This is a genomic window from Crossiella sp. SN42 (genome assembly GCF_023897065.1).
Taxonomy (GTDB): domain Bacteria; phylum Actinomycetota; class Actinomycetes; order Mycobacteriales; family Pseudonocardiaceae; genus Crossiella.
Window position 1 is genome coordinate 111,863 of record NZ_JAMHIV010000018.1, and the last position, 25,278, is coordinate 137,140.

26 protein-coding genes are annotated in these 25,278 nt (G+C 71.8%); 14 read left to right on the plus strand and 12 right to left on the minus strand.

Features of this window, described 5'->3' with window-relative positions; translation table 11 throughout:
- Nucleotides 1-5 precede the first annotated feature (5 nt).
- Entirely contained in the window at nt 6-1,247 is a 1,242-nt protein-coding gene (locus tag M8C13_RS22300; protein WP_252482604.1) for a multidrug effflux MFS transporter, read from the minus strand.
- Nucleotides 1,248-1,303: 56 nt separating this feature from the next.
- Here M8C13_RS22300 and M8C13_RS22305 point away from each other — a divergent pair, with 56 nt between their 5' ends.
- The 5 genes from M8C13_RS22305 to M8C13_RS22325 all read left to right on the plus strand — a co-directional run bounded on the left by M8C13_RS22305 (nt 1,304) and on the right by M8C13_RS22325 (nt 5,595).
- Nucleotides 1,304-1,792: a MarR family winged helix-turn-helix transcriptional regulator gene (locus M8C13_RS22305; protein WP_252482605.1), complete on the plus strand. Its 489-nt coding sequence runs from the start codon at nt 1,304-1,306 to the stop codon at nt 1,790-1,792.
- Nucleotides 1,793-1,921: 129 nt separating this feature from the next.
- Nucleotides 1,922-2,869, plus strand: a complete 948-nt coding sequence (locus M8C13_RS22310; RefSeq protein ID WP_252482606.1) for a LysR family transcriptional regulator — start codon at nt 1,922-1,924, stop codon at nt 2,867-2,869.
- 88 nt (nt 2,870-2,957) lie between these two features.
- Entirely contained in the window at nt 2,958-3,188 is a 231-nt protein-coding gene (locus M8C13_RS22315; RefSeq protein WP_252482607.1) for a hypothetical protein, read from the plus strand.
- 44 nt (nt 3,189-3,232) lie between these two features.
- Complete coding sequence (locus M8C13_RS22320) at nt 3,233-3,688, plus strand: flavodoxin family protein (RefSeq protein WP_252482608.1); 456 nt, start codon at nt 3,233-3,235, stop codon at nt 3,686-3,688.
- Nucleotides 3,685-5,595 (plus strand): neutral/alkaline non-lysosomal ceramidase N-terminal domain-containing protein, encoded by a 1,911-nt coding sequence (locus tag M8C13_RS22325; RefSeq protein ID WP_252482609.1) that lies wholly within the window; start codon nt 3,685-3,687, stop codon nt 5,593-5,595. Before M8C13_RS22320 ends, M8C13_RS22325 begins: the two co-directional genes overlap by 4 nt.
- Here M8C13_RS22325 and M8C13_RS22330 read toward each other — a convergent pair.
- A complete protein-coding gene (locus M8C13_RS22330) occupies nt 5,592-6,554 on the minus strand; it encodes a GlxA family transcriptional regulator (RefSeq protein WP_252482610.1) in 963 nt (320 codons plus the stop codon). The genes M8C13_RS22325 and M8C13_RS22330 overlap by 4 nt on opposite strands.
- Nucleotides 6,555-6,668: 114 nt before the next feature.
- On the opposite strand from M8C13_RS22330, the gene M8C13_RS22335 reads away from it, so the two are divergent.
- The gene (locus M8C13_RS22335; protein WP_252482611.1) at nt 6,669-7,298 is read left to right on the plus strand and encodes an HD domain-containing protein; all 630 of its coding nucleotides are present in this window, start codon (nt 6,669-6,671) and stop codon (nt 7,296-7,298) included.
- Between the two features lie 125 nt (nt 7,299-7,423).
- Nucleotides 7,424-8,515 carry a winged helix DNA-binding domain-containing protein gene (locus M8C13_RS22340; RefSeq protein ID WP_252482612.1) on the plus strand — a complete coding sequence of 364 codons (1,092 nt, stop codon included), beginning with the start codon at nt 7,424-7,426 and terminating at the stop codon, nt 8,513-8,515.
- Nucleotides 8,516-8,521: 6 nt separating this feature from the next.
- Here M8C13_RS22340 and M8C13_RS22345 read toward each other — a convergent pair whose 3' ends face one another.
- The 5 genes from M8C13_RS22345 to M8C13_RS22365 form a co-directional block, all read right to left on the minus strand.
- Complete coding sequence (locus M8C13_RS22345) at nt 8,522-9,370, minus strand: GNAT family N-acetyltransferase (protein WP_252482613.1); 849 nt, start codon at nt 9,368-9,370, stop codon at nt 8,522-8,524.
- On the minus strand, nt 9,367-10,455 hold the full coding sequence (locus M8C13_RS22350; RefSeq protein WP_252482694.1) for a M20 family metallopeptidase: 1,089 nt from the start codon (nt 10,453-10,455) through the stop codon (nt 9,367-9,369). Before M8C13_RS22350 ends, M8C13_RS22345 begins: the two co-directional genes overlap by 4 nt.
- A gap of 115 nt (nt 10,456-10,570) precedes the next feature.
- The gene (locus M8C13_RS22355) at nt 10,571-11,947 is read right to left on the minus strand and encodes a serine hydrolase (protein ID WP_252482614.1); all 1,377 of its coding nucleotides are present in this window, start codon (nt 11,945-11,947) and stop codon (nt 10,571-10,573) included.
- A gap of 84 nt (nt 11,948-12,031) precedes the next feature.
- A complete protein-coding gene (locus M8C13_RS22360) occupies nt 12,032-12,634 on the minus strand; it encodes a class I SAM-dependent methyltransferase (RefSeq protein WP_252482615.1) in 603 nt (200 codons plus the stop codon).
- Nucleotides 12,635-12,644: 10 nt separating this feature from the next.
- Nucleotides 12,645-14,177 carry an MFS transporter gene (locus tag M8C13_RS22365; RefSeq protein WP_252482616.1) on the minus strand — a complete coding sequence of 511 codons (1,533 nt, stop codon included), beginning with the start codon at nt 14,175-14,177 and terminating at the stop codon, nt 12,645-12,647.
- A gap of 493 nt (nt 14,178-14,670) precedes the next feature.
- On the opposite strand from M8C13_RS22365, the gene M8C13_RS22370 reads away from it, so the two are divergent.
- From M8C13_RS22370 to M8C13_RS22390, 5 genes are all read left to right on the plus strand, one after another.
- The gene (locus M8C13_RS22370; RefSeq protein ID WP_252482617.1) at nt 14,671-15,528 is read left to right on the plus strand and encodes a trypsin-like serine protease; all 858 of its coding nucleotides are present in this window, start codon (nt 14,671-14,673) and stop codon (nt 15,526-15,528) included.
- Nucleotides 15,525-16,385, plus strand: coding sequence for a trypsin-like serine protease (locus M8C13_RS22375; RefSeq protein WP_252482618.1), 861 nt, complete (start codon nt 15,525-15,527; stop codon nt 16,383-16,385). The genes M8C13_RS22370 and M8C13_RS22375 overlap by 4 nt, the downstream gene beginning before the upstream one ends.
- A 196-nt stretch (nt 16,386-16,581) precedes the next feature.
- Nucleotides 16,582-17,013 (plus strand): hypothetical protein, encoded by a 432-nt coding sequence (locus tag M8C13_RS22380; RefSeq protein ID WP_252482619.1) that lies wholly within the window; start codon nt 16,582-16,584, stop codon nt 17,011-17,013.
- On the plus strand, nt 17,010-17,609 hold the full coding sequence (locus M8C13_RS22385; protein WP_252482620.1) for a DUF3558 domain-containing protein: 600 nt from the start codon (nt 17,010-17,012) through the stop codon (nt 17,607-17,609). Before M8C13_RS22380 ends, M8C13_RS22385 begins: the two co-directional genes overlap by 4 nt.
- Nucleotide 17,610: 1 nt before the next feature.
- A complete protein-coding gene (locus tag M8C13_RS22390) occupies nt 17,611-18,861 on the plus strand; it encodes a hypothetical protein (RefSeq protein ID WP_252482621.1) in 1,251 nt (416 codons plus the stop codon).
- A 45-nt stretch (nt 18,862-18,906) separates the two neighbouring features.
- Here M8C13_RS22390 and M8C13_RS22395 read toward each other — a convergent pair whose 3' ends face one another.
- From M8C13_RS22395 to M8C13_RS22405, 3 genes are all read right to left on the minus strand, one after another.
- A complete protein-coding gene (locus M8C13_RS22395; protein WP_252482622.1) occupies nt 18,907-19,788 on the minus strand; it encodes a spermidine synthase in 882 nt (293 codons plus the stop codon).
- Complete coding sequence (gene speD, locus M8C13_RS22400) at nt 19,785-20,192, minus strand: adenosylmethionine decarboxylase (protein WP_252482623.1); 408 nt, start codon at nt 20,190-20,192, stop codon at nt 19,785-19,787. The genes M8C13_RS22395 and speD overlap by 4 nt, the downstream gene beginning before the upstream one ends.
- A gap of 104 nt (nt 20,193-20,296) precedes the next feature.
- A complete protein-coding gene (locus M8C13_RS22405; RefSeq protein ID WP_308202841.1) occupies nt 20,297-21,370 on the minus strand; it encodes a type III PLP-dependent enzyme in 1,074 nt (357 codons plus the stop codon).
- Between the two features lie 301 nt (nt 21,371-21,671).
- On the opposite strand from M8C13_RS22405, the gene M8C13_RS22410 reads away from it, so the two are divergent.
- Together M8C13_RS22410 and M8C13_RS22415 are read left to right on the plus strand one after the other, a co-directional pair.
- Complete coding sequence (locus tag M8C13_RS22410; RefSeq protein WP_252482624.1) at nt 21,672-22,337, plus strand: DUF6766 family protein; 666 nt, start codon at nt 21,672-21,674, stop codon at nt 22,335-22,337.
- 115 nt (nt 22,338-22,452) lie between these two features.
- Nucleotides 22,453-23,466, plus strand: a complete 1,014-nt coding sequence (locus tag M8C13_RS22415) for a helix-turn-helix transcriptional regulator (RefSeq protein WP_252482625.1) — start codon at nt 22,453-22,455, stop codon at nt 23,464-23,466.
- On the opposite strand, the gene M8C13_RS22420 is transcribed toward M8C13_RS22415, so the two are convergent.
- Nucleotides 23,463-24,317 (minus strand): serine hydrolase, encoded by an 855-nt coding sequence (locus tag M8C13_RS22420; RefSeq protein ID WP_252482626.1) that lies wholly within the window; start codon nt 24,315-24,317, stop codon nt 23,463-23,465. The genes M8C13_RS22415 and M8C13_RS22420 overlap by 4 nt on opposite strands.
- Entirely contained in the window at nt 24,314-25,267 is a 954-nt protein-coding gene (locus tag M8C13_RS22425) for a LysR family transcriptional regulator (RefSeq protein ID WP_252482627.1), read from the minus strand. Before M8C13_RS22425 ends, M8C13_RS22420 begins: the two co-directional genes overlap by 4 nt.
- Nucleotides 25,268-25,278 lie beyond the last annotated feature (11 nt).

Below are 25,278 nucleotides of genomic sequence, written 5' to 3' on the forward strand. Positions count from 1 at the left end.
GGATGCTAGGCCGCGTTGGCCTTTCTGGCGGCGGGACGCGCCACGAAGAAGTACATCGCGAACGCGGCTATACCCATAAGCGCCATCGCGGCGGCCATCGGGACCGCGCTGTCCTGACCCGCCAGGCCCACCAACGGCGCGGTGAGGCCGCCGATGACGAACTGGACCGAGCCCAGCAGCGCCGAGGCGGCGCCCGCGGCTTCCGGGTGGTCGGCCATGGCCAGGGTGGTGGTGGTCGGCAGGATCATGCCGATGCTGGCGATCAGGACGAACAGCGGGATGAGGAAGCCGGTCAGGCCCAGTTCGGTGCCGCCGATGAGGACCACGGCCAGCAGGGCCAGGCCCGCCAGGGCGACCACCTGGACGCCGATGGCGAGCAGGGTCCTGGAGTGCACCCGGTGCGCCAGGCGGCCGTTGAGCTGGGCGACCGCGACGATGCCGATCGCGTTCGCGCCGAAGATCAGGCTGTAGACCTGCGGGGAGGCGCCGTAGAGGTCCTGGATGACGAACGGCGAGCCGGAGATGTAGGCGAACATCGCGGCCATGGTCAGGCCAGAGGTGAGCACGTAGCCGACGAAGGCCCGGTCGCGGAGCAGGGTGCGGATGGAGCGGAAGGTCTGGCCCAGGCCGCCGCCGTGCCTGCGTTCCACCGGCAGGGTCTCGCGGAGGCCGAACAGGCCGCCCAGCAACAGCAGCACCGCGAAGGCCGCCAGCACCGCGAAGACGCCGTGCCAGGTGGCCACCTTGAGCAGTTGGCCGCCGATCACCGGGGCCAGGATCGGGGCCAGGCCGGAGATCAGCATCAGGTTGGAGAAGAACTTCGCCGCGGCCACGCCGGAGTACAGGTCCCGCACGATCGCCCTGGCGATCACGATGCCGGCCGCGCCCGCCACGCCCTGGATGAACCGCAGGCCCACCAGCAGGCCGACGCTGTTGGCGAACACGCAGGCCACCGAGGTCACCGCGTACACCGCGAGCCCGGCCAGCAGCGGACGGCGGCGGCCCAGGATGTCGCTGAGCGGGCCGATCACCAGCTGGCCCAGGGCCAGGCCGATCAGGCAGGCGGTCAGGGTCAGCTGCACCTGCGCGGCCGTGCTGCCCAGATCCGCCGCGATCTGCGGGAACGCGGGCAGGTACATGTCGATGGTGAGCGGCCCGAAGGCGGTGCAGCCACCTAACAGCACCGCCAGCAAGGCGGTCGCCGCCCTGGACTTCGCTGTCGCCGGTGCGGTCTGCAGGTCAACCACGGAAGCTCCCCAGCTCATTACCTCTGCGAACGATATATAGGGGTTAAGATACGGGAATGCCCGCGCCGGGGAAACGTGATCCCGCCCGCCCCGCCGACCACCGGTCAGCCCTGGCCGAAGACCTGTTCGCGGTGCTGCCGCGGCTGCGGATGGCGGTGCTGCGCAACACCCGGCGGCACTTCCCGCACCCGCCGCTGCCCGAGGCCCAGGCCAACCTGCTGCGCACGGTCGCGGCCAGCCCCGGCCTGACCGTGCGCGAGGCCGCGCAGACCCTCCAGCTGGCCGCGAACACGGTGAGCACACTGGTCGCGGCACTGAGCGCGGAGGGCCTGCTGGAACGGCGGGTCTGTCCGACGGACCGGCGCAGCGCCCGGCTGCGGCCGACCGAGCTCGCGTTGGGCCGCCTGGCCGAGTTCGACGGGCACCGCAACCGGGTGGTCGGCGAGGCGATGGACCGGATGTCCGCGGCCGAGCTGGACACCATCACCGACGCGCTGCCCGCGCTGCGCCGCCTCATCGCCGAGCTCGACGCGCAGCCGGACTGAACAATGCAAACCGTTGCCACGAAACAGAACTGAACGCGTCTCGACAACTGAACAAAACAGTATTGGCCAACCGGGGCCCTCAGTCGTTTGCGCCTTTCACCCGGACGTTCGGGTCCATACGATGGCCGCATGGACCTGGAGGTCCGTCACTTGCGGATGCTGTGCGCGATCGCCGAGGCCGGCAGCATGACCAAGGCGGCCGCGGTTCTCGGGCTGTCCCAACCCACCTTGACCCGCCAGGTGCAGCGCCTGGAGCGCTTCATGGGCGGGCCGCTGTTCGTGCGCGAGCGCGACGGCGTGCGGCCCACCGCGCTGGGCGAGTTCATCCTGGTCCGCGCCAACTCCGTACTGCCGGTGCTGGACGGCCTCGCGCCCTCGCGCGGACTGGCCGAGGACGAGGAGCTGCGCGAGATCCGCATCGGCGTGCGCCCCGGTCCGCTGCTGCCCAGCCTGGTGCGCGGCCTGAACACCCTGCACCCGGCGGCCGAGCTGCGCACCGAGGAGGGCCCGTCCTCGCACGCGGTGGCCGAGGTGCTGGACAGCGGCAGGCTGGACATCGCGCTGCTCAACGAGTGCGACGGCTACGAGCTGCGCAGGCGGCCCACCCTGGCCTACCACGTGGTGGTGGTGGAACCGGTGTTCGTCCGCCTCGCCTCCGGCCACCCGCTGGCCGCCCAGTGCGAGGTGAGCCTCGGCGACCTGGCCGGTGAGGACTGGGCCACGCCCTCACCGTGCGGCAACAACGACGACGAGTCCATCTACGCCGCCTGCGGCCGGGCCGGTTTCGTGCCGCGCATCCGGCACCGGGTGGACCTGCCGCAGGCCGATGAGCTGGTGCGCAGCCAGCAGGCGGTGCTGCTCTGCCCGCCGCTGTCGGACCCGCCCGCCGGCACGGTGAACCGGCCGCTGCGGGACACGCCGCTGCGCACCACCCGGCTGCTGGTGCACCACCGCGAGGGCACCATCGCCCGCCAGTCGGACAAGCTGCTGCGCTTCCTGGTGGAGGACTACGCCGAGCAGGTCGAGTACCACCCGGTCTACGCGTACTGGCTGGACCGCCACGGGAGCCTGTCTTAAAGGTGAAGGACAGGCAACGGGGGTCATACGCGGAAGCTATGGCCTGCTGACATTACCCAACCGTTGTGATCTGGCGCACTGTGATGTTATGTCACCTCGCTACTGGGACCTCAAACGGCAGATCGAGGACTACCGGCACGTGGCCAGGCAGCTCCCCCTGCATCAGCCTGACAATGACACCGACCTGCACTACTTCCGCCAGTTCGGCGGTCCGCTGGCCGCCCCCAGCCCGTTCGACTCCCTGTTCCTCAACCGCACGGTCCAGGCCCTGACGCGCCCCCTCGCGCTGCGGGACCTGGCACACGGCAGCCCCGGTTGACGTGACTGGCGGCCCTCCCCGCCAGCTGCCAAGGTGGGTGGACGATGCCAACCCTGCTGATCGTCCACCACACCCCCTCCCCCGCCACCCAGGCCCTGCTGGAGGCGGTGGTCTCCGGCGCGTCCACCGATGAGCTGGACGGGATCGAGGTCCAGGTCAGACCCGCGCTGACCGCCTCGCCGGTGGACGTGCTCGGCGCCGACGGCTGCCTGCTGGGCACCCCGGCGAACATCGGTTACATGAGCGGCGCGCTCAAGCACTTCTTCGACACGGTCTACTACCCGTGCCTGTCGGCGACCATCGGCCGGCCTTATGGCCTCTACGTGCACGGCAACGAAGGCGTGGAGGGCGCGGTCCGCGCGGTGGAGTCCATCGCGACCGGCCTGAAGTGGCGCAAGGCCTTCCCCCCGGTGACCGTGCTCGGCCAGCCCGGCAAGCAGGATCTGGAGTCCTGCTGGGAGCTGGGCGCGACCGTGGCCGCGAGCCTGCTGGACCAGTGACCGGTTACCTCGTCGGGCGCGGCATCGCCGACATCACCGGCGAGGCCGCCGGGTGCGGACTGCTCGGCTACGGCAAGGCCTCCCAGCGCAGCGCGGGCATCCACCTGCGGTTGCGGGCCAGGGCGTTCGTGGTGGCGCACGGCGAGTCCAGGGTGCTGCTGGTGGTCAGCGAGCTGCCGCTGATGTTCGACAGCGTGCACCGGGCGGTGCTGACCAGGCTGCGCGCCCGCTTCGGCGAGCTCTACACCGCGCGGAACACCCTGCTCACGGTCACCCACACGCACGCCGGACCCGGCGGCTACAGCCACCACGCGCTGTACAACCTGACCGTGCCCGGCTTCCGGCCCAAGACCTTCGCCGCGATCGTGGCCGGGATCGTGGAAGCCGTCGAGCGGGCGCACGCCGACCTCGCGCCGGCCACGCTGACCCTGGCGCACGGTGAGCTCCGCGGGGCCAGCGTGAACCGCTCCCGCGCGGCCTGGCTGCGCAACCCGCCCGCCGAGCGCGCGGTGTTCCCGGCGGCCATCGACCCGCAGACCACGCTGCTGCGCGTCGAGCGGGACGGGCGGCTGGCCGGGGCGGTCAACTTCTTCGCCACCCACGGCACCAGCATGTGCAACACGAACCGGCTGCTCAGCGGGGACAACAAGGGTTACGCCGCCTACCACTGGGAGCGCCTGGTCACCGGCGTGGACTACCTGGCCGACGAACAGCCCGCCTTCATCGGCGCGTTCGCCCAGACCAACGCCGGGGACATGTCGCCGAACCTGAACCTGCGCCCGCACAGCGGTCCCACCGAGGACGAGTTCGACAGCACCCGGCTGATCGGCCTGCGCCAGTACGAGGCCGCCGCGGCGCTGGCCGCCGAGCCCGGCACGCCGGTGACCGGGGGCGTGGACGCGCGACTGACCTATGTGGACCTGTCCGAGGTGGAGGTCCGGCCGGAGTTCACCGGCGACGGCCGGGTGCACCGGACCGGTCCGCCGGTGACCGGAGCGGCCTGCCTGGCTGGCACAGATGAAGGCCCCGGGTTCCCCGGCTTCCGGCAGGGGCGGGACTCGGTGCTGGACGTGCTCTCCCGCCGGGTCTGGTACCGATGGTCCGCCCGGCTGCGGGAAACCCAGTCCCCCAAGGGAATCGCGCTGCCCGCGCGGCTGGTGCGGCGGGCCGGGCGGCTGGTGCAGGAGCGGTATCCGGTGCAGCTGCTGCGGATCGGGCAGCTGCACCTGATCGGCATTCCCGGCGAGGTCACCATCACCGCCGGGCTGCGGCTGCGGCGCGCGGTGGCCGCAATCGTCGGCGCGGAGCTGTCCGATGTGCTGGTGGCCGGGTACAGCAACGGCTACTTCCACTACGTCACCACGCCGGAGGAGTACCTGGCGCAGCGCTACGAGGGCGGCAGCACACTGTTCGGCCGCTGGCAGCTGCCCGCGCTGACCCAGGTCGCGGCCGGTCTGGCCACCGCGCTGCGCGACGGAGTCCCAGTGCCACCGGGCACTCCGCCACCGGATCTCGCCAAGCGGGTGCGCGCGCACCGGCGGCGCGGGCTGGACACCCCGCCCGCGGGCCGGGAGTTCGGCGATGTGCTGGTCCAGCCACGGGATTCCTACCGGCCGGGCGAGCTGGTGCGGGCGGTGTTCGCGGGCGCGCACCTGGCCAACGACCTGCGGCGCGGCGGCACGTTCCTCCAGGTGCAGCGGCGGGCGGGCGCGGACTGGGTCACGGTGGCCGACGACGGCGACTGGTGCACGAAGCTGCACTGGGTCAGGCAGCGCGTCACCATCACCTGGGACATTCCCGCCGGGACCGCGGGCACCTTCCGGCTGCGCTACCAGGGCGATGCGCGCACCACGGATGGCCGGTGCCGTCCGGTTTCCGGCTGCACGCGGGAGTTCCGGGTCGGCTAGCCGCGGCGGAACCGGGTGCGGTAGCCGCTGGGCGAGACCCCGGTCTCCCGGTGGAAGGCCCGGCGCAGCGTCTCCACCGAGCCGAAACCGGCCTGCCGGGCCACCACGTCCAGCGGATCGGCGGTGCCCTCCAGGTGCTGCCGGGCCGCCTCCACCCGCACCTGCTCCACGTAGCGCTGCGGGGTGGTGTCCAGCTCCTCGCGGAACAGCCGGGTGAGGTGCCGGGCGCTCATCCCGGCCCTGGCGGCCAGTTCGGCCAGCGAGTGCCTGCCCGCCGGGTCGGCGACCACGGTGTCCAGCAACCGGCGCAGGCCCTCGGTGCGCGGCCGCCCGGCCCGCAGCCGCGCGCTGAACTGGGACTGCCCGCCCGGCCGTTGCAGGAACACCACCAGGTGCTTGGCCACCAGCCGCGCGGTCGCCACGCCCAGGTCCTCCTCGACCAGGCTCAGCGCCAGGTCGATGCCGGAGGTGACCCCGGCGGAGGTGATCACCGGCCCGTCCCGGACGAAGATCGCGTCCGCGTCCACCTCGATCGCGGGGAACTTCCTGGCCAGCGCGTCGGCCAGGTCCCAGTGCGTGGTGGCCCGCCGCCCGTCCAGCAGCCCGGCCGCGGCCAGCACGAACGCGCCCGCGCACACCGAGGCGGTGCGCTCGGCCTGACCGGCCAGCCGCCGCACCTGGGCCAGCAGTTCGGTGTCGCTGATGGTGTGCGCCCAGTTCGGCCCGCCCGGCACCACCAGGGTGGCCCCGTGCGCCTGCGCCTCGGCCAGGTCGAGATCGGCGCCCAGCCGCGATCCGGTGTTGGCCCGCACGTCCTGCCCGCCGGGCGCGGCCAGCAGCAGCCGGTAGTTCCCGCCCTGCTCGTTGGCCACCGCGAAGACCTCCAGCGGTCCGGTGACATCGAGCAGGCGGAAGCCGTCGTAAAGCAGGACGAGCACGGTGCGGGGCGTGGCTGGCACCTCCCCAGTATGTCCGGATCCGAGGGATTCGCGGCCGGATCACCGCGCGTGCCGAGGCGGGTCCGCTGACAGTCTGAACCGGACCGATCCTCTTCCAGCGCAACGGAGAACCGCGTGCCCGCCACCCTGACCGTCCCGGACAGCGCACTGGCCGCCGAGGCCACCGAACTCGTGCGCGACCTGACCGATGACCTGCTCTACCACCACTCCCGCCGCGTCTACCACTTCGGCGCGCTGCGCGGCGAGCACCGCGGCCTGACCTTCGACCGGGAGCTGCTCTACGTGGGCGCGATGTTCCACGACCTCGGCCTCACCGAACGGCATCGCCAGTCCCGGCAACGGTTCGAGATCGACGGCGCGGACGACGCGGCCGAGTTCCTGCGCCGCCACGGCCTGCCCGAGCGGGCGGTGACCACGGTGTGGACCGCGATCGCCTTGCACACCACGATGGAGATCCCGCACCACATGGCCCCGGAGATCGCACTGGTGATCGCCGGGGTGGAGGTCGACGTGGTCGGCGCCGGCCTGGACGAGATGACCAACGCCGACCGGGAGGCCGTGGTCGCCGCGCATCCCCGGCCGGAGTTCAAGCGGCGCATTCTGGAAGCGTTCCACCGTGGACTGGCGCACCGGCCGGAGACGACCTTCGGCAACATCAAGGCCGATGTGCTGGCGCGGTACGGGCCCGGGTTCGTGCGCAGGGATTTCGTGGACGTGATCCTGGAGTCGGCCTGGGCTGAGTAATGGTTGTCCGAGCGGACAACCGACGACCGGACGGGCCAGCGGGCTACTCATCAAACGGGTAACATCCTCGGGTTCTTGCCCGGATTGTGCCCGGTCCGCGACGGGAACATGATGAGCTGGCCGGTATGGACATCGTGACCCGTGGCCGGCTCAACCGGGCGACGCTGGCGCGCCAGCACCTGCTGAGCAGGGAGCAGGTCTCCGCGGTCGACCTGGTGGAGCGACTGTGCGGGATCCAGGCGCAGGAGGCGCGGCCGCCGTTCGTGGCGCTGTGGACCCGGATCGCCGGCTTCGAGCGGCGGGAGCTGCACGAGGCGCTGCACGAGCGCCGGATCGTCCGCGCCACCCTGCTGCGCGGCACCCTGCACCTGATGAGCTCGGCGGACTACCTCCGGTTCCGGCACACCCTGCAACCGATGCTGACCGCCTCGCTGCGGGTGCTGGGTTCCCGCGCCAACGGCCTGGACCTGGAGCGGTTGCTGCCCACCGCGCGGGCGATCCTGGCCGCCGCGCCGCGCAGCTTCACCGAGCTGCGCCCGCTGCTGCAGGAGGCCTTCCCCGCGGTGAACGACCGCGCACTGGGCTACGCGGTGCGCACCCAGCTGCCGCTGGTGATGCGGCCGACCCAGGACCGCTGGTCGTTCCCGACGGTGGCCGCCTTCACCCTGGCCGACGAGTGGCTGCCCGATCCACTGTCCACTGTGGACGAGACGGACCGGCTGGCGCTGCGCTACCTCGGCGCGTTCGGCCCGGCCTCCGCGCAGGACTTCCACACCTGGTCCGGGCTGGCCGAGGCCAAGCAGATCATGGACCGGCTGCGGCACAAGCTGGAGGTCTTCCAGGACGAGAACGGGCGCGAGCTCTTCGACCTGCCGGAGGCCCCGCGCCCGGAGGCGGACGTGCCGGCCCCGGTCCGCTACCTGCCGGAGTTCGACAACCTGGTGCTGGCGCACGCCGACCGCACCAGGGTGCTGGCCGACGCGCACCGCGGCGAGGTGGTGACCAAGAACCTGCGGGTGCGGGCCACCTTCCTGGTCGACGGCCAGGTCCGCGGCGTGTGGGAGACCACCCGCAAGAAGGACAAGGCGATCCTCACCCTGCGCCCGTTCCTGCCGCTGTCCCGCAGCACCCTGGACGAGCTGGTCGAGGAGGGCGAGGCGCTGCTGCGCTTCCAGGAGCCGGAGGCGGGCACGGTCGAGGTGACCGTCGCGCCCTGACCCGCTTCAGCGGTCCGGCCGGGACACCACGTAGGACCCGCTGCGCAGGAACCCGGTCACCGTCGCGCCGGCGTCCAGCAGCTCGCCCAGGGTGTCCCTGACCGCGAACCGCCACTCCACCGCGAGCACGGGATCCTTGCCACGCAAGGTCTCGATGTCGGCGGGCACCGCGACCAGCACGGTGCCCGCCCCGGTCTCCCGCCGCACCGGCCGACCGTCCACATCGGACAGAAGTGGTTCGGCGGTGGTGATGTCCGGGGTGAGCGGGCGCCCGGCGCAGGCCGCGGCGACCGCGGGGCCGGTGAGCCGCCAGGACAGCAGCACCCGGTCGCTGGGCCCGGCGTCGTTGATCTCATCGGCCATCGGGCCGTAGAAGTCGGGCAGGTACTCCGCGGGCAGCGCGCCCAGCTTGGCCAGGTTGAAGAAGGCGTTGCGGCGCACCAGCGGGTCGAAGGTCCAGCTGACCACGTCCAGGCCGCGCACCAGTGCCCAGGCCCGCTGGTGCAGCTTGAGCGCGTAGCCGACCGAGCGGCCCTGGGCCTGGCCGGCCACCCCGGCCACGTGCGAGTGCAGACCGCGGCCGATCGGCGCGGCCAGGAAACCCGCCCCCGCGCCCACCAGCTCGTCGGCGCTGAACGCGCCTGCCACGTAACCGCCGGTGTGCTCCAGCACCCGCATCAGCTCGACGGTGATCGGCTCGCTGCCCGGCTTGGGCAGCCAGATGTCCTGGAACAGCCGGAAAGCGCGTTGCAGGTCGCTGAGCTCGGCCAGTTCGGCGATCTCCACCCCGGCGGCGTGCGCGGCGGCCAGCGCGTCCCGCTTGGCGGTCTCCACCAGGGCCGCTTCGGCGCTCATCCACGGCTCCGCAGGTCGTCGACGAGTGCGGCCAGCAGCGCGGCGCGGGGCGGGATGTGCGCGGTGAGCACGTGTTCGTGCTCGGCGTGCGCGCCGCCGCCGACCGCGCCGAGCCCGTCCAGGGTGGGCACGCCGATCCCGGCGGTGAAGTTGCCGTCGGAGGCCCCGCCGACCGCGACCGAGCTCAGCGGCGGCAGCCCGAGCCCGGCGGCCAGCGCGACCGCGCGGGCGTAGAGCGCCGCCGAGGACGCGGCCTCCATCGGCGGCCGGTTGGGGCCGCCCAGCGGATCGAGCTCCACCCCCGGCAGCACCGGGGCGAAGGCGCGGATGGCCTGGTGCACACGCTGCTGTTCGGCGGCGGTGCGGGCGCGCACATCGCAGTGCACCACGGCCGCGGCGGGCACGGTGTTGGTGGTGGTGCCCGCGGAGAGCACGGTCGGGGTGACCGTGGTGCCCAGTCCGGGATCGCCCAGCGCGGCCAGCGCCAGCACCTGGTGCGCGAGCTCGATGCCCGCGTTGACGCCCAGCTCCGGTTCCAGCCCGGCGTGCGCGGCGCGGCCGGTGATGGCCAGCTGGTACATGCTGGTGCCCTTGCGCTCGGTCTTGAGCGCGCCCTGCTCGCCGCTGCCCTCCAGCACGAACACCGCGGCGCAGCCCCGCGCGGTGTCCTCGATCAGCTCCCGGGAGGTCAGCGAGCCGACCTCCTCGTCCCCGCTGACCAGTACGCTCACCCCGTCCAGGCTGTTCAGCCAGGACAGCGCGTGCAGGGCCTGGGCCAGCCCGGTCTTCATGTCGAAGCAGCCGGGCCCGCGCAGCACGCCGTCGGTGACCGAGAACGGCAGCCGGGCCAGGGTGCCGATCGGCCACACCGTGTCGTGGTGGGCCAGCACCAGCACCCTGGGCCGATCACCGAAGCGCCAGCGCAGGTGGCTGACCCCGCCTAGCTCCAGGCGTTCCGGGGCCGCGCCGAGCAGCCGCGTGCCCTGCTCGGCCACCAGGTCCGCGCTGCGTGCCACTGCGGCCAGGTCGGCCGAGGGCGACTCGCAGGAGATCAGCTCGCCGAGGTCGTCGAGCAGGGCGGGCAGGGCTTGGGTCGCGCGCCGGAGCAGGTCGGAGGTCACCGGCACAGTCTGCGAGATGACGACCCGGTCAGTCTTGCCCGGGTGGGCGTGGTGGCCGGTTGAGGTCAGGCCGCGTCGCTCAGCTGCCCGGGATCCGGGCCGCCGCCCGGCTGCTGTGCAGGAACCGCGCGGGCTGCCCCGGCTCCCCCACCAGCACGTACACCGGGTACAGGCCCATCCTCGGCTCCGTGGCGATCAACGAGTCCGCGGTGAGCCCGAGCAGTTCCACCGGCGCCTCCGAGGTCAGCAAAATCTTGGCCGCCTCGGTCAGCGGCAGCGTGGTCAGCCAGAACCGGCCCTGCTCGTCGACGGTGACCTCCTGGCTGGCCAGGACCGCGTCGTACCGGCCGACCGCCCGGCCGGGGTCCACCGCGACCGGTTCGGCAGGCGGGACCAGCGCGCCGGGCAGCTCCGCCCCGCCCAGCTCGGCGACCAAGGGGCGCACCAGGTCCTGGTAGAGGCGGTACGTGTCGCCGCCGTTGGTCAGCAGCGCCACCGCCACCCCGGCGGCGGGCACCACGCGCAGGAACGCGCTCTGGCCGATGGTGCCGCCGTCGTGCCCGGCCACCCGGTTGCCCGGCAGGTCCCACACACCCCAGCCCAGGCCGTAGTGGCTGGGCAGCAGGCCAACCTCGGGCACGGCCACCCGCGGCTCCAGCATCGCCTCGGCCGACTCGGCGGACAGCACGCCCTCCCGGCCGCCGTCCAGGGCCAGCCTGGTGAACTCCAGCAGGTCGGCCGCGCGCATGGACAGCAGCGCGCCGGCGGGCGCGGCGGAGGCGGCCAGCGACCACACCGGGGCCGGGAGCAGCTCGCCGTCCGGGCCGGGCAGGTGGCCGAGGGCGGCGCGGTAGCGGATGGCCTCGGTGGCGTCGGTCGCGGTGTGCGCCAGGCCGAGCGGGGTGATCAGGTGCTCGTGCAGGGTCTGGCCGAAGGGCTTGCCGCGCAGCACCTCGACCAGGCGGCCGAGCACGATGTAGCCGGCGTTGTTGTAGGAGAACATCTCGCCGGGCGGGAACAGCTGCGCGGCGTCGCCGAGGGTGGCCACGAACTTCTCGACCGCGTCCGCGCCGTGACCGGTGTCCCGGAAGAGGTCCCCGGCGAACCCGGCGGTGTGCGCGAGCAGCTGCCGGGTGGTGATCACCGCGGCCGCGCCCGCATCGGCCAGAGTCAGCTCCGGCAGGTACTCGCGCACCGGCCGGTCCAGCTCCAGCAGGCCGTCGTCGAGCAGCTGCAGCACCAGGGTCGCGGTCCACAGCTTGGTGATCGAGCCGACCTGGAACAGCGAGTCGGTGGTGGCCTCGACCCCCGTGCCCAGGTTGAGCACCCCGGTGGCGGCCGTGACGATCTCGCCGTCCACCAGCACCGCGGCCTGGGCCCCCGGCACCCCGTGCGTGGCGGCCAGCTCGGGCAGCTGCTCCTGGAGCCGGGCGCGGATGTCGTCGATACGGGTCATACCGGCCAGATTAGCGTACTTAGTACGTTAAAGCTCGCGGCAAAGCAGGGACGGGTGGCCGGGATCCGGCCGCCCGCCGTCAGGTCAGGCCGCTGGCTTGCGGTAGGCCATGCGCAGGTTCTGCGGGCCCTTGCTCAGGTTCTGCTTGGTCAGCAGCGAGTCGATGAGCTGCTGCACCGGCTTGCGCCGCTTGTGCAGGATCACCGGCCGCCACACGAACGCGACGAACTGCCCGCCGGGCCGCAGCACCCGGACCGCCTCGCGCACCGCGGCCAGCGGGTCGGGCACCTCTTCCAGGCTGTAGGTGAAGAAGATGGTGTCCACGCTGTTGTCGGCGAAGGGCAGCTTGCAGCCGTCCCCCGCCACCAGCACCAGCTCCGCGCCCGGCGTGCCCGCGTGCTTGTCGGCGAGCTTCTTCTGCGCGCCCGCGGCCGGGTCCAGCCCGATCAGCCGGGCCTCGCCGCCGAGGTGCTCGCGCAGCGCCTTGGTGAAGAAGCCGCCGCCGCTGCCGATCTCCACGGTGGTGCTGCCCGGCCTGCTCGGCACCCACTTGCGCACGTCCCTGCTGGGCAGGTCCCAGCCCAGCACGAAGCGCAGCACGGGGTGGCTGATCAGCCGGTACAGCACGGCCGGGGTGCGCCAGCCCTTGCGGACCTGGGGCTCGGACTCGGTAGCGGTGGGGGTCACAGCTTCTCTCTCAGTCGTGTCCTGCGGACTTGATGACCTGCCGGGGCAGGAGTCGGGAGGCGACGATCGCGGCCAGGGTGAGCACCACCGCGGCGATCACCAGGGTGACGGTGAGCCCGTCCACGAAGGCCTGCCGGGCGGCGCCGAGCAGCGCCTCACCGGCCGGTCCGCCCAGCTCGCGCCCGGCCCGGTCGGCCTCGGACATGGACTGCCGCGCCAGGTCCAGGCTGCCCTGCGGCACCCCGGGCACGGCGGCCAGGTGCGCGGTGTAGACCGCGGACATCACGCTGCCCACGATCGCGGTGCCCAGCCCGGTGCCCAGCTCGTAGCCGGTCTCCTCCACCGCGGCCGCGGCGCCTGCCTGCGCGGGCGGCGCGGAGGCCAGCAGCGCGTCGGAGGAGGCGGTGAAGGCCGCGGACACCCCGAGGCCGACGCCGAGCAGGCAGGGCACCAGCAGCCACGGGTGGTCCTGGGTGTCCAGCCAGAACCCGGCGGGCACCAGCGCGATCGCGGTGATGGTGAAGCCGCCCGCGGTGACCACGCTGGTGGAGAAGCGCTGCAGCAGCGGCGCGGCGACCAGGCCACCGGCGATGGCCGCGAGCATCGCGGGCATCAGCCGCACCCCGGCCTCGAGCGGGCCGAGTTGCAGCACGTACTGGAGGTACTGGGAGAACGTCAGGCCGAGACCGGCCAGCGAGCTCATCACCAGCACCACGCAGGCGACCGCGGTGCTGAAGGTGGCGTTGCGGAACATCCGCATGTCCAGCAACGGTTTTTCCATGCTCAGCTGCCGCCGGACGAACCAGACCAGCATCAGCAGGCCGCCGAGGCCGGTGGCGATGGCGACCGGGTCGAGCACGCCGTGGTGCCCGGCCTGCTTGACGCCGTAGGCGATGCCGAGCACGCCGAGCGCGGACAGCAGCGCGGAGAGGATGTCCCAGCGGCCCTTGGCCGGGTCGGCCGACTCGGGCACCAGCCACAGCGCCAGCGGGATGGCGACCACCATGACCGGCACGTTGATCAGGAAGGCCGCGTGCCAGGAGAAGAACTCCACCAGCACGCCGCCCAGCAGCGGTCCGAGCGCCGCGCCGGAGGCGGCCACCGCGCTCCACACGCCGATGGCGAACTGGCGTTCCTTGCGGTCGGGGAAGATGTGCCGCAGCACCGACAGGGTGGCCGGCATGATCATCGCGCCGCCGATGCCCAGCCCGGCGCGCGCGGCGATCAGCATGCCGGTGCTGGTGGACAGCGCCGCCGCGATCGAGGCGGCGCCGAAGACCAGGTAGCCGTACATCAGGATGCGGCGGCGGCCGTACCGGTCGCCGAGGGTGCCGAAGGCGATCAGCAGCGGGGCGGCCAGCAGCGAGTAGACGTCGATGATCCAGAGCAGCCCGACCGGGCCCGGCTTGAGATCAGCGGCGAGCGAGGGGACCGCGGTGTGCAGCACGGTGGCGTCCACCGCGACCAGCAGCAGGCTCACCGACAACACGGTGAGCACGGCCCAGCGCCGACGCGAGACGACCGCGGTGGGTGCGGTGTCCATCGGGTGATTCCCTCCCCTGCTCGCCACCAGGGACGTTCCCCTGGCGCGGCACCGACCCTAACCGAGCTTCAGCTGGGCTTCAGGTCTGCCCCGTAGTTGAGAACTTACGATGAACCAACGCCGAACGCGGCAACTTGGTTCCAGAAGAGACAGTAGTGTTTCAACCAGGGCCGGTCAGTGGGCTTTCGTCGAGTGCCCCGCTGACGAAGGTCGGTGCCAGGGCCCATCGATTGCCCGGCGCGCACAAGTGGGCCGTAAATCCAGACGCGCGACCCGCGAACCGAGTTGCCCGAACTGAAAGTGACCTGGATCACCGTCCGATCGGCCCACGCCGATGGGCGGTCGAGCTCCCGTCGATCGTCTGATGTGGCCCCCTCTCACCTGCGCATAGCGTCGCGGGCACCCCATTTCCGATCTTCCGGGAACGGGGTCTGCACACCTTTCTGCCAGCGCAGAGACAAAAGGGGCACTCATGCTTGGCAAACGTCTCCTCATGGCCGTGTTGGCCGCGACCCTCGGCGTGGTGGCCACCGCCGGGGCAGCCGCGGCCGCGCCGCCGCACAACCCCGGCGACCCGGGCGCGCTCGTGGTCGGCGGCACTCCGGTGCCGGACGGCAAGTACCCGTTCATGGTCACCTTGCAGGACGCCCGGTTCGGGCCGACCGCCTACGACCGGCACAACTGCGGCGGCACCCTGGTGGGCCCGCGCGTGGTGCTGACCGCGGCGCACTGCGTCGTCGGCTACACGCCGGAAACCCTGCCCAGCCTGACCGTCATCGCCGGGCGCACCCAGCTCTCGATGAACCAGGGCGAGGAGCGCAAGGTCCGCTTCGTCACGGTGCACCCGAAGTACAAGGCCGACCGCAGCTACGACATCGCGCTGCTGTCCCTCGACCAGCCGATCACCACGATCAAGCCGATCCAGCTGGTCACCCCGGGCACCGACGCGCTGGAGCGCCCGGGCCGCCTGGTCACCGGCATCGGCTGGGGCAACACCGAGGCGCAGCCCGGATTCCCGGGTGGCGGCGTGGTCAACTACCCGGACCGGATGCAGGAGGTCGACGTCCCGCTGATCTCCAACGACGAGTGCGCGGTCTCCTACCCCGAGACCTCCGACCGCGACCTGTGCGCCGGCCGGACCGGCAAGGACACCTGCCAGGGCGACTCCGGCGGCCCGCTGTTCGTCTCCCTGCCCAGCCGCAACACCTTCATCCAGATCGGCGTGGTCAGCCGCGGTCGTGGCTGCGCCGCGCACGGCTTCCCCGGCGTGTACAGCAAGCTGTCGAACGAGGAGCTGGGCGGCTGGATCCAGGCCCCCACCACCCTGGCCACCCTGGGGGTCACCCAGTGAACCGTGGCAAGCGCGTGCTCTTCGCCGCCCTGACCGCCGCTCTCAGCCTCGGCCTGCTGACGGGGACCTCCGCCGCGTCCCCGTCCACCCCGCCGGGCGACCCGGGCGCGCTGGTCGTGGGCGGCACCCCGGTGCCCGACGGCAAGTACCCGTTCATGGCCACCCTGCAGGACTCCCGGCGCGGCCCGACCGCGTACAACCGGCACCGCTGCGGCGGTTCGCTGGTGGGCCCGCGGGTGGTGCTGACCGCGGCGCACTGCGTGGAGGGCTACGACGCGGAGACCATCAAGAACGTCTCCGTGCTCGTCGGCCGCACCGCGCTCTCGGCCACCCAGGGCGAGGAACGCCCGGTGGTCGGCTTCGAGATGCACGAGAAGTACCTCGCGGACGGCAGCTACGACGTGGCGCTGCTGTACTTGGCCACCCCCATCACCACCATCAAGCCCATCCAGCTGGTCACCCCCGGCACCGACGCGCTGGAGCGGCCGGGTCGTCTGGTCACCGGCATCGGCTGGGGCAACATGGAGGCCCAGCCGGGCTTCCCCGGCGGCGGCGTGGTGAACCGGCCGGACCGCCTGCAGGAGGTCGAGCTGCCACTGATCTCCAACGACGAGTGCGCGGTCTCCTACCCCGAGACCTCCGACCGCGACCTGTGCGCCGGCCGGACCGGCAAGGACACCTGCCAGGGCGACTCCGGCGGCCCGCTGTTCGTCTCCCTGCCCAGCCGCAACACCTTCATCCAGATCGGTGTGGTCAGCCGGGGCCAGGGCTGCGCGGCCATCGGTTACCCCGGTGTCTACGCCAAGCTGTCCAATGTGGAGATCGGCGAGTACATCTCCCCAAAGGCAAAAGCCTGACCTATTGACCAAGTGACGCTCCGCCAGTCAATTGCACTGGCGGAGCGTCACTTTTTCCTGCGTAGTACTACTCCTTTTGAGGGATCCTGCCGTCGAGTGGATCCGCTGCCGTTCCCGATCCGTCCATGGTTACGATGCCTGGGGGATGGAAATTGCCAACCGCGGTGGATAATCGCCGCGTTGCCAAGGGGGGACCATGGCGGATCCAGACGAGCACCTGCTCACGCCCAGCCAGCGCCACCTGCTGGACCAGCAGAAACGCGCGAACCCGAGCCCAAGGCCGGTGGATGTGCAGGGGTCGCTGAGCCAGGCGGGCCGGTACCGGATAGACCCGGCGCACGCCAGCAAGGCCCTGGCCAAGCTGCAAGAAGCGCTGAAGGAGGTCCGGTCGATCGGCGAGGCAGCTCGCGAGCTTCAACGGCTTGACCCGCCGTACAACGATCCGTACAGCAAGGCGGCGGTCAAGTCGATCGTGCAGCGAGCCAGCGACGAGCAGGGCTGCCACGGCAAGGCCAACAAGGATCTGGAAACCACGATCCAGAACATGATCGAAAACATCAAGGCTATGGTGCGCGAGCACCAGAACACCGAGGACAAGAACGTCGGCATCGGAGGCAACCGGTCGTGACCCGCACAGTCCAGCTCGCCGCCATCATCTCACTGAGCACGCTGATGCTGGCAGCTTGTGGCGGTGGTGCCCCCGAGCCGGCCCAGACGAGCGCGCCGGCCAGCACCAGCAAGCAGGGCGTGGCGCCACCGATCAACAACCCGCTCTCCGCCGACCGGTTCAAGGATCGGGTGTGCGACCTGCTCACCCCGCAACAGCGGGCGACCGTGGGGGCAACCGAGACACCCGAGCCGCGAGAGTCCGTCCTCGGACCGGCCTGCACCTGGGACGCCAAGGACGTGAGCGAGGACACCAGGGTCTCCGCGACCCTCTACACCAAACCCGAGGCCATCAAGTGGGAGCGCTTCTTCGAGGAGCGTGACCGGAACCCGTTCTTCGAGCCCGTTGGTGAACTGGCGGGGACTCCGGCCGTGCACACCCATGACGAGAAGGTGGCCGAACGCGGCGGTTGCACCACCAACCTGGGCCTGAGCAAGGAACTCATGATGCACGTGTCGGTGAACCTCCCGCTGAAGTCACCGGACTACAAGACGCCGTGCAAGGTCTCCGACCGGATGGCGACCTTCGTGATCCAGAACCTGCGGGCAGGAGGCTGACATGAGCGAGGTTGTCCGATACGCCGCGATCAGCAAGGACGGCAGTCTCCCGCGTGCCCAGGCCTTCGACGGGCGCACGATCTACGAGTACTTCAACAACAACGTCAAGGGCACTGGACCGACCACTGACGCGAACAAGGAAAAGTGGACCGAGTTCGGCAAGCGCTATGACAAGGTGGCGCGGCTGATCGAGGAGGCCATGGCCGTTGGCAAGATCGCCTTTGAGGGCAAGGGCGCCGACGCCATGCAGAACAAGATCGCGCCCGTGGTGGCCATCGCGACCCAGGCCAAGGGGGTCTGTGACAGCGTGGCGCTGCAGGTGGCCGCGCAGGGGGATCACGCGCGGGCGGCGCAGCAGGCCATGGAGAAGGTGCCGGATGTGCCGCCGGAGCCGTGGCTGAACGACTTCATCCCGATGGACACCGACTTCGACAAGGCGAAGCAGGCCGAGGGCGAGGCGGTCAAGCGCAACCAGGAGCGCTTCGAGTCCTACCGGGGCAACACCCAGGGCACCGTGGACTCCTTGCCGCAGTACCAGTTCCAGCCACAGCCCGAGCTGACCCTGGACACCGGCAACGGCAACCCCGGCGAGGTCGACCCCGGTCGCCGCGACCCCGGCCGCGTGGACCCGCCGCGCGGACTCCCGGGCCAGCCGGGCCGTTTCGACCCGCCCGGCGGCGTCACCGGTGGCGGTGGCGGCGGGGGTGGCGGTGGAGGCACCGGCAACGACCAGGTGCGCAACGACTGGAACATCCCGGCTCCGCCGCCGGTGGGCGGTCCGCCGCTGCCGCAGCCGATTCCCGGGCCGGGTCCGCTCCCCGGACCGGGGCCGTCGCCGCTGCCGATGCCCGTGCCGCCGCCCGGTTTCCCGCCCGGTGGCGGGACGCCGCCCGGCGGTGGCAGTGGTCGTGGCGGTAGCGGTGGGTTCGGGCCGCGCGGCAGTGGCGGGGCGTTCGGGCCTGGCGGATCCGGTGGTCAGGGCGGGATCCGGGGCGGGTTCGGGCCGGGCGGATCGGCCGGGATCGGCGCGGACGCGCACGGTGCGGCCGGGCGCGGTGGCGCCGGGGGCGCGGGGGCCAGGGGTGCCGCGGGCGCGCCGGGCGGGCCGATGGGCGCCGGGGCCGGGAACCGCGGCGAGGAGGACAAGGAGCACCGGCGGCCGGAGTACCTGATCGAGACCGAGGACATCTTCGGCGACATCAGGACGGTGGCGCCGCCGGTGATCGGCGAGTCCGGCGGCCCCTACGGCTGAGGCCGCGCTGCCGGTCCGCCACCACAGCGGACCGGCAGGTGCGACTCAGCGGTAGCTCTTGCGCACCAGGTACGGCGGCACGCTGTTGCCACGCAAGGCATCCGCGTCGATCGACTCCGGCACATAGCTGCTCGTCTTGAGCCGGTCGACCATCTTCTCCACCGGGTTGTCCACCTCGTCGGCGCGGCCGAACAGGTAGGCCCACTCGTGCTCGTCGGAGCCGTAGTAGACGACGGTGCCGAAGGTGTCGTTGAACCGCTGCCAGGAGCGGACCAGGGTGGTGTTGCGCCACATGGTCTGGCAGCCGGCCTGGGTGATCACCACGCCGCCGGGGGCCAGCACCGCCTTGCACATGCCGAGGAACTCCTCGCCGTACAGACGGTTGTGCTGGGCCTCCTCCTCGCGCTCGTCCGGCAGGTCGACCAGCACGATGTCGTAGCGCAGGTTCTCATCGGCCGCGGCGTCGAGCAGGTACTGCCAGCCGTCGGTGTAGTGCACCCGCACCGGGCCCTCGTGCCGCTCGGCCGCGGCCAGCTCGGCCGGGGTGTAGCCGTAGGGCAGCTGCTCGGCGCAGACCTTGACGCACTCGGCGTCGATGTCGACGTGGTCGACCACCTCCGCGCCGAAGGCCACCGACATCTGGCAGACCACGCCCTCGCTGGAGCCGACCACCAGCACCCGCTTGACCTGATCGGCCAGCAGCAGGCCGGGCACCAGCAGCGCCTCGTGGTAGGTCACCTGGCTGAGCTCGGTGCTCTGCCGGTCGTTGTCGCAGAACAGCGACACGCCCTGCTCGGTGCGGCCGATCACCACGTGCTGGAAGGCGGTGTCGCCCTCCCACAGCACCTCGTTCAGCTCCCAGACGCGGGTCAGGCCCGCGCCCACGGGCTCGCGGATGACCCGCGTGGACTCGATGACACTGGTCATGGGGTCACCTTCATCTCGTTCTCGTTCTCCAGGCCGCGCCGGATGGTGCGGCTCTGCGCGGACTTGGCGCCCATGGCCTCGGCCAGCAGCGCGACCGCCAGTTCCGGCTGCGCCTTGGTGCCGCAGGTGAACACGTCGACGAACACCGACCCGTTCTCCGGATAGGTGTGCAGGGAGGCATGGGACTCCGACAGCAGGGCGAGCACCGTCACCCCCTGCGGGTCGAACTGCTTGGAGATGACTTGCAGCACGGTGGCGCCTGCCCGCTTCAGGGCGTCATCCAGGATCTGGCAGAGGAACACCTCGTCATCCAGCAACGCGGTGTCGATCCCGTCGAATTCAGCGAGGACATGCTGTCCGCTGAACAAACCGACGGTCTGCACTGCTTCAGGAGCAATGGACATCTATCAACCTCCCTACTGTCGAAGTAGCGCGCGGGGTTCGCGCGCAGGGAAGGCCCATCCCGCATGGGAATGGGGAGTTGGATGGGTGTGGGGTGGTGTCGTCCTCAGACGCAGTGCGTGGGCAGTGGCGCGAAGCCGTTGAACTCCACCGAGGCGTAGCTGGCCGTGTACGCGCCCGCGCTGAGGATGTCGAGGTGGTCCCCGGCGCGCAGCGCCAAGGGCAACTCGTACACCGTGCGCTGGTACAACACGTCGTCGCCGTCGCAGGTGGGCCCGGCCAGCACCACCGGACCGCGTTCGCTGTCCTGCGCTCCCGCCGCGAGCCGGTAGGTGATCATCTCACCCTCGGTCTCGGCGAGTCCGTTGTAGCGGCCGATGTCCAGGTACACCCAGCGTCGGTCGTCCACATAGGACTTCCGCGCGACCAGCACCACCTCGGTGCGGATGATCCCGGCGTCCGCGGCGATCGCGCGGCCGGGTTCGATCAGCACCCTGGGGCGGGCCGGGCCGAAGTGTTCGGTGAGCGCCTGCTCGATCGCCTCGGCGTACTCGGCCAGCGGCGGCGCGGCCTCGGTGTAGCGGGCCGGGAAGCCGCCGCCCAGGTTGACCAGGTCCGGCTCGATCCCGCGGGCGCGCAGGGTGGCGGTGATCCGGCCGGCCTGGGCGATGCCGTCGCGCCAGGCGTGCGGGTCGAGCTGCTGGGAGCCGACGTGGAAGGACACCCCGGCCGGGCGCAGGCCGAGCTCGCGCGCCTGCGCCAGCAGGTCCAGGGCCATGTCCTCGGCGCAGCCGAACTTCTTGCCGAAGGGCGTGCCCGCGCTCTCGTTGACCACCAGCACGCGGCAGAACACCGCCGAGCCCGGCGCGTGCTCGGCGAGCTTGGCCAGGTCCTCGGCGCTGTCGGTGACGTAGAGGCGGACCCCGGCGGCGTAGGCGTGCGCGATGTCGGCGGCCTTCTTGATGGTGTTGCCGTAGGAGATGGTCTCCGGGCGGGCGCCCTGGGCCAGGCACAGGTCGATCTCGGCCGGGCTGGCCACGTCGAAGCAGGCACCCAGCTCCACCAGCAGCGCCACCACTTCCGGCGCCGGGCAGGCCTTGACCGCGTAGAAGATCTCCGCGCCGGGCAGCGCCGCGCGCAGGTCGAGGTAGCGCTGCCGCACGATCTCGAGGTCGATCACCAGGCAAGGGGTGGCCGGCCGCTGGGTGTCCAGAAAACGCTGGACTCGGCCGGTATCGGCGGCTGTCGGCGGAAAAGTCGAAGCGACCGTGGGGCGGGTGCGTGAATCCGTGTGCACTCCGGCAACGGCGAGGCGCTCGACCATTCCGCTAACTACCTCCATCCCGCTACGCACGACACGCAGCGCAGCCTGCAACTCTAGGCCACCGCCAGGGGTGATCCATACTCCGATCCGGTCCGACCCCGGGTCTGTCCGAAATAGACAGGCATCAACGCAGGTCAGAGCGGGTACCCCAGCGAACATGGGCGCGAAACGAGACGGACGTCACTGGCTGTGGCTCAACGGCCTGTCGCTGGTCATGTTCGGCAGCTTCCTGATCTTCCTGGTGTTGCAGAGCGTTTTCGGCTGGCAGGCGAACAACAACGAGCTGGCCGACTTCGGCCGACCGGCCCTGGCGTACTGGGACTACGTGCTCAGCGGCGACTTCGGCGAGCAGACCTTCGAGAACTGGGAGTCGGAGTTCCTGCAGATGGGCTCCTACGTGCTGCTGACCGCCTTCCTGGTGCAGAAGGGGTCGCCGGAGTCCAACCCGCTCGACGGCTACAAGGATCCGGAGTCTCGGCCGCACCCGGACGCGCCCGCGCCGGTCAAGCGCGGCGGCTGGGTGCTCAAGCTCTACGAGAACAGCCTCGGCCTGGCCCTGATCGGCATGTTCCTGCTCTCCTTCACCCTGCACCTGCTCACCGGCACCGCGGCCTACAACGACCAGCAGTCGCTGCACGGCAAGCCGCCGGTGGGCGTCGGGGAGTTCCTGGGCAGCAGCGAGTTCTGGTCGCAGTCGATGCAGAACTGGCAGTCGGAGTTCCTCGCGGTCGGGGTGCTGATCGTGTTCACCATCTTCCTGCGGCAGCGCAACTCCGCGCAGTCCAAGAACGTGGCGGAGCCGCACCACGAGACCGGCGCCTGACAGAGTTTTCGATGTTCAAGATTTAACGGGTTGACTAACTGTTGCAGGCTGTAACATATAGGGGAGCGGTCCGCCAGCCGCGCCCCGTCCACCCGACTTGTGCTGGAAGTCGCCCGTGCTCCGCATCCACTTCACGCCAGCCGACCTGGCCAGGGTCCGGATCAACGACAGCGCTGACCCGCTGTGGGAGATCCTGCTCAGCCTGCACCTGTTGCAGGCGGCCACCGGATCGCAGACCTTCGGCCACTGGCGCAAGACCGCCCGCGCCGAGCTGGACGCCTCGGCCGGGCTGCTGACCATGCTCGCCCCGCCGCACGGCTACTCGGTGGACTTCCTGACCCCGCCGACGGATGGGCAGACCCTGCTCGGCGGGATCGAGCAGCTGTGCGGCACCGCGAAACCGGTGCTGCACCGGGACCTGAGCAGGCTGGCCGTCGAGCGCAGGCTGCCCAGCTGGGCCGGGGAGCTGGCCAGGGGCGAGGCGACCATGATGAACCGCCTCGGCGCGGCGCTGCGGCAGTACCACCGGGTCGCGCTGGCCCCGTACTGGCCCGCGGTGACCGCCGCGGTGCGGCTGGACCGCCAGAGCAGGGGCGAGACCCTGCTGGGCGGGGGCCTGGACGCCCTGTTCGGCACGCTGCACTCCTCGGTGCGCTGGCGCGCCCCGGTGCTGGAGGTCGACTACCCGGTCGAGCAGGACCTGCACCTGGGCGGCCGTGGCCTGCGGCTGATCCCCTCGTTCTTCTGCTGGGGGCACGCGATCACGCTGGAGGACCCGGAGCAGCCGCCGGTGCTGGTCTACCCGGTGACCAGGGTGGACAACTGGGCCTGGTCGCTGCGGGACCGCCCGGCCGGCAGCGCCTCGCTGGGCACGCTGCTGGGGCGGACCAGGGCGCAACTGCTGGACACCATCGCCACCACGCCGAGCCTGACCACCACCGAGCTGGCCAAGCTGCTGCACATCTCGCTGGCCGGGGCCAGCCAGCACGCCAGCGTGCTGCGCAACGCGGGGCTGATCACCACCGAGCGGCGGGCCGGGGCGGCCTACCACCGGCTCAGCGCGGGCGGTTCGGCGCTGCTGGACACCTCGCTGGCGCAGCCGCGCCTGGCTCCCCGCCAGCCGCGTTAGCCACGCGCTCGCAAGTGGTCTACGGCGAGGCGGGCCGCCGCGCCGATCACCGCGTCGGCGGCGGGCAGGGCGAAGGCGGTGCTGGCGCTGCGGGTGAACACCGCGACCGCGTACCGGCCGCCGTCGGGGTACTCCACCACGCCGATCTCGTTGCGCACCGTGGGCAGCGTGCCGGTCTTGCCGGAGACCCGGACGTCGTCGAACGGGAAGCCGGAGGACAGCCGGTGCGGCCAGACCTGGAGTCCCATCAGCCGCCGGATCTGCGCCGCGCCGGGGGTCTCCTCCCGCCAGAGGATGCCGAGCATCCTGGTCATCTCGCGGGCGGTGGAGCGGTTGGTGCGCGCGGGATCGAGCACCCGCAGCCGGGCCAGCACGGCCGGGTCGGCCAGCAGCGCGGGGTCTGGGCCGCCGGCGTCTTCGGCCATGGTGGCGGCGAAATCCCGGCCGCCGTGCCGGATGGTGGTGCCGGTCAGGCCCAGCTCGGCCATCGCGCGGTTCACCGCGGCCAGGCCGACCCGGTCCAGCAGGGCGTCCGCGGCGGCGTTGTCGCTGACCGCGATGGCCAGGTAGGCCAGGTCGCGCAGGGACATGGTGACCGGGTCGAGCATGGCGCCGATCCCGGTCGGCCCGCCGCTGCGCTCACCGGGGCGCAGGGTGACCTGTTCGGCCGGGTCCAGTCCGCTGCGGTGCCAGGCGATCAGCAGCGGCACCTTGAACACGCTGGCCAGGGTGACCGGGGTGTCCGCGCGCACGGCGACCTGGCCAGGGCCGTCGATGTGCGCGGCGTGCAGGCAGCCGGTGACCCCGGCCCCGGCGAAGGCGGCCTCGATCCGGTCGCGGATGCCGCTCATACCCAGAACTCCGAGACCGGCCGCGGGTGCAGGGTGCCGCCCGCTCCCCCGGCCCGCCGCATCCCGGCCGCGCACAGCACTTCCGCCACCGCGGCCGCGAAGGCGGCGGTGGCCGCGGTGGGCCGGTCGGCTGGCCAGACCGGGGAGGTGCGCAGGGTCAGCGGGGCCCCGCGCAGCGGCCGGGTCACCAGATCGGGGTGCCTGCCCGCGAGGCTGCCGTCGTCCAGGGCGACCGCCGCGCCGCTGAGCACCAGCCCGGCCGCGAACTCCGGGTTGCTGGCCGGGTGCACCTCGGCCGGGGTGAACCCGTGCCGGGCGCAGCCGGTGAGCAGCTCATCGTGCAGGGCGGGCGCGGCCTGTCTGGGGAAGAGCACCAGTCCCCCGCTCAGCTCGGCCAATCCGATCTCCTCCCGCTCCGCCAGGGGATGTCGCGCGGGCAGCGCCACGCCCAGGTCCCGCACCAGCACCGGTCCGAGCGCCAGTCCACTGTGGACGTCAAAAGGATGCCGCAGGATGCCCACGTCCAGCCGCCGCTCGGCCAGCCCGCGCTGCTGTTCGGCAGTGGTGATCTCGTGCAGCTCCAGCTCCACCCCGGCGCAGCGGGCCCGGAAGGCGGCCACCAGCGCCGCGATCACCCCGCCGCCGAGGTCGGGCAGGATGCCGGCCCGCACGGTGCCGATCTCCCCGCGCGCCACCTGCCCGGCCAGCGCGCGCAGCCGCTCGGCCCGCTCGACCAGCTCCCGCGCCTCGGCCAGCAGCAGCCGTCCGCCCTCGGTGAGCGCCACCGCGCGCGCCGAGCGGTCGAACAACCGCACGCCGAGCTCCCGTTCCAGCCGCTGGATGCGCTGGGACAGCGGCGGCTGCGCCATGCCCAGGCGCTGCGCGGCCCGGCCGAAGTGCAGCTCTTCGGCCACCGCGAGGAAGTAGCGGAGATGCCGAACCAGGTCCACGACCAGGGATG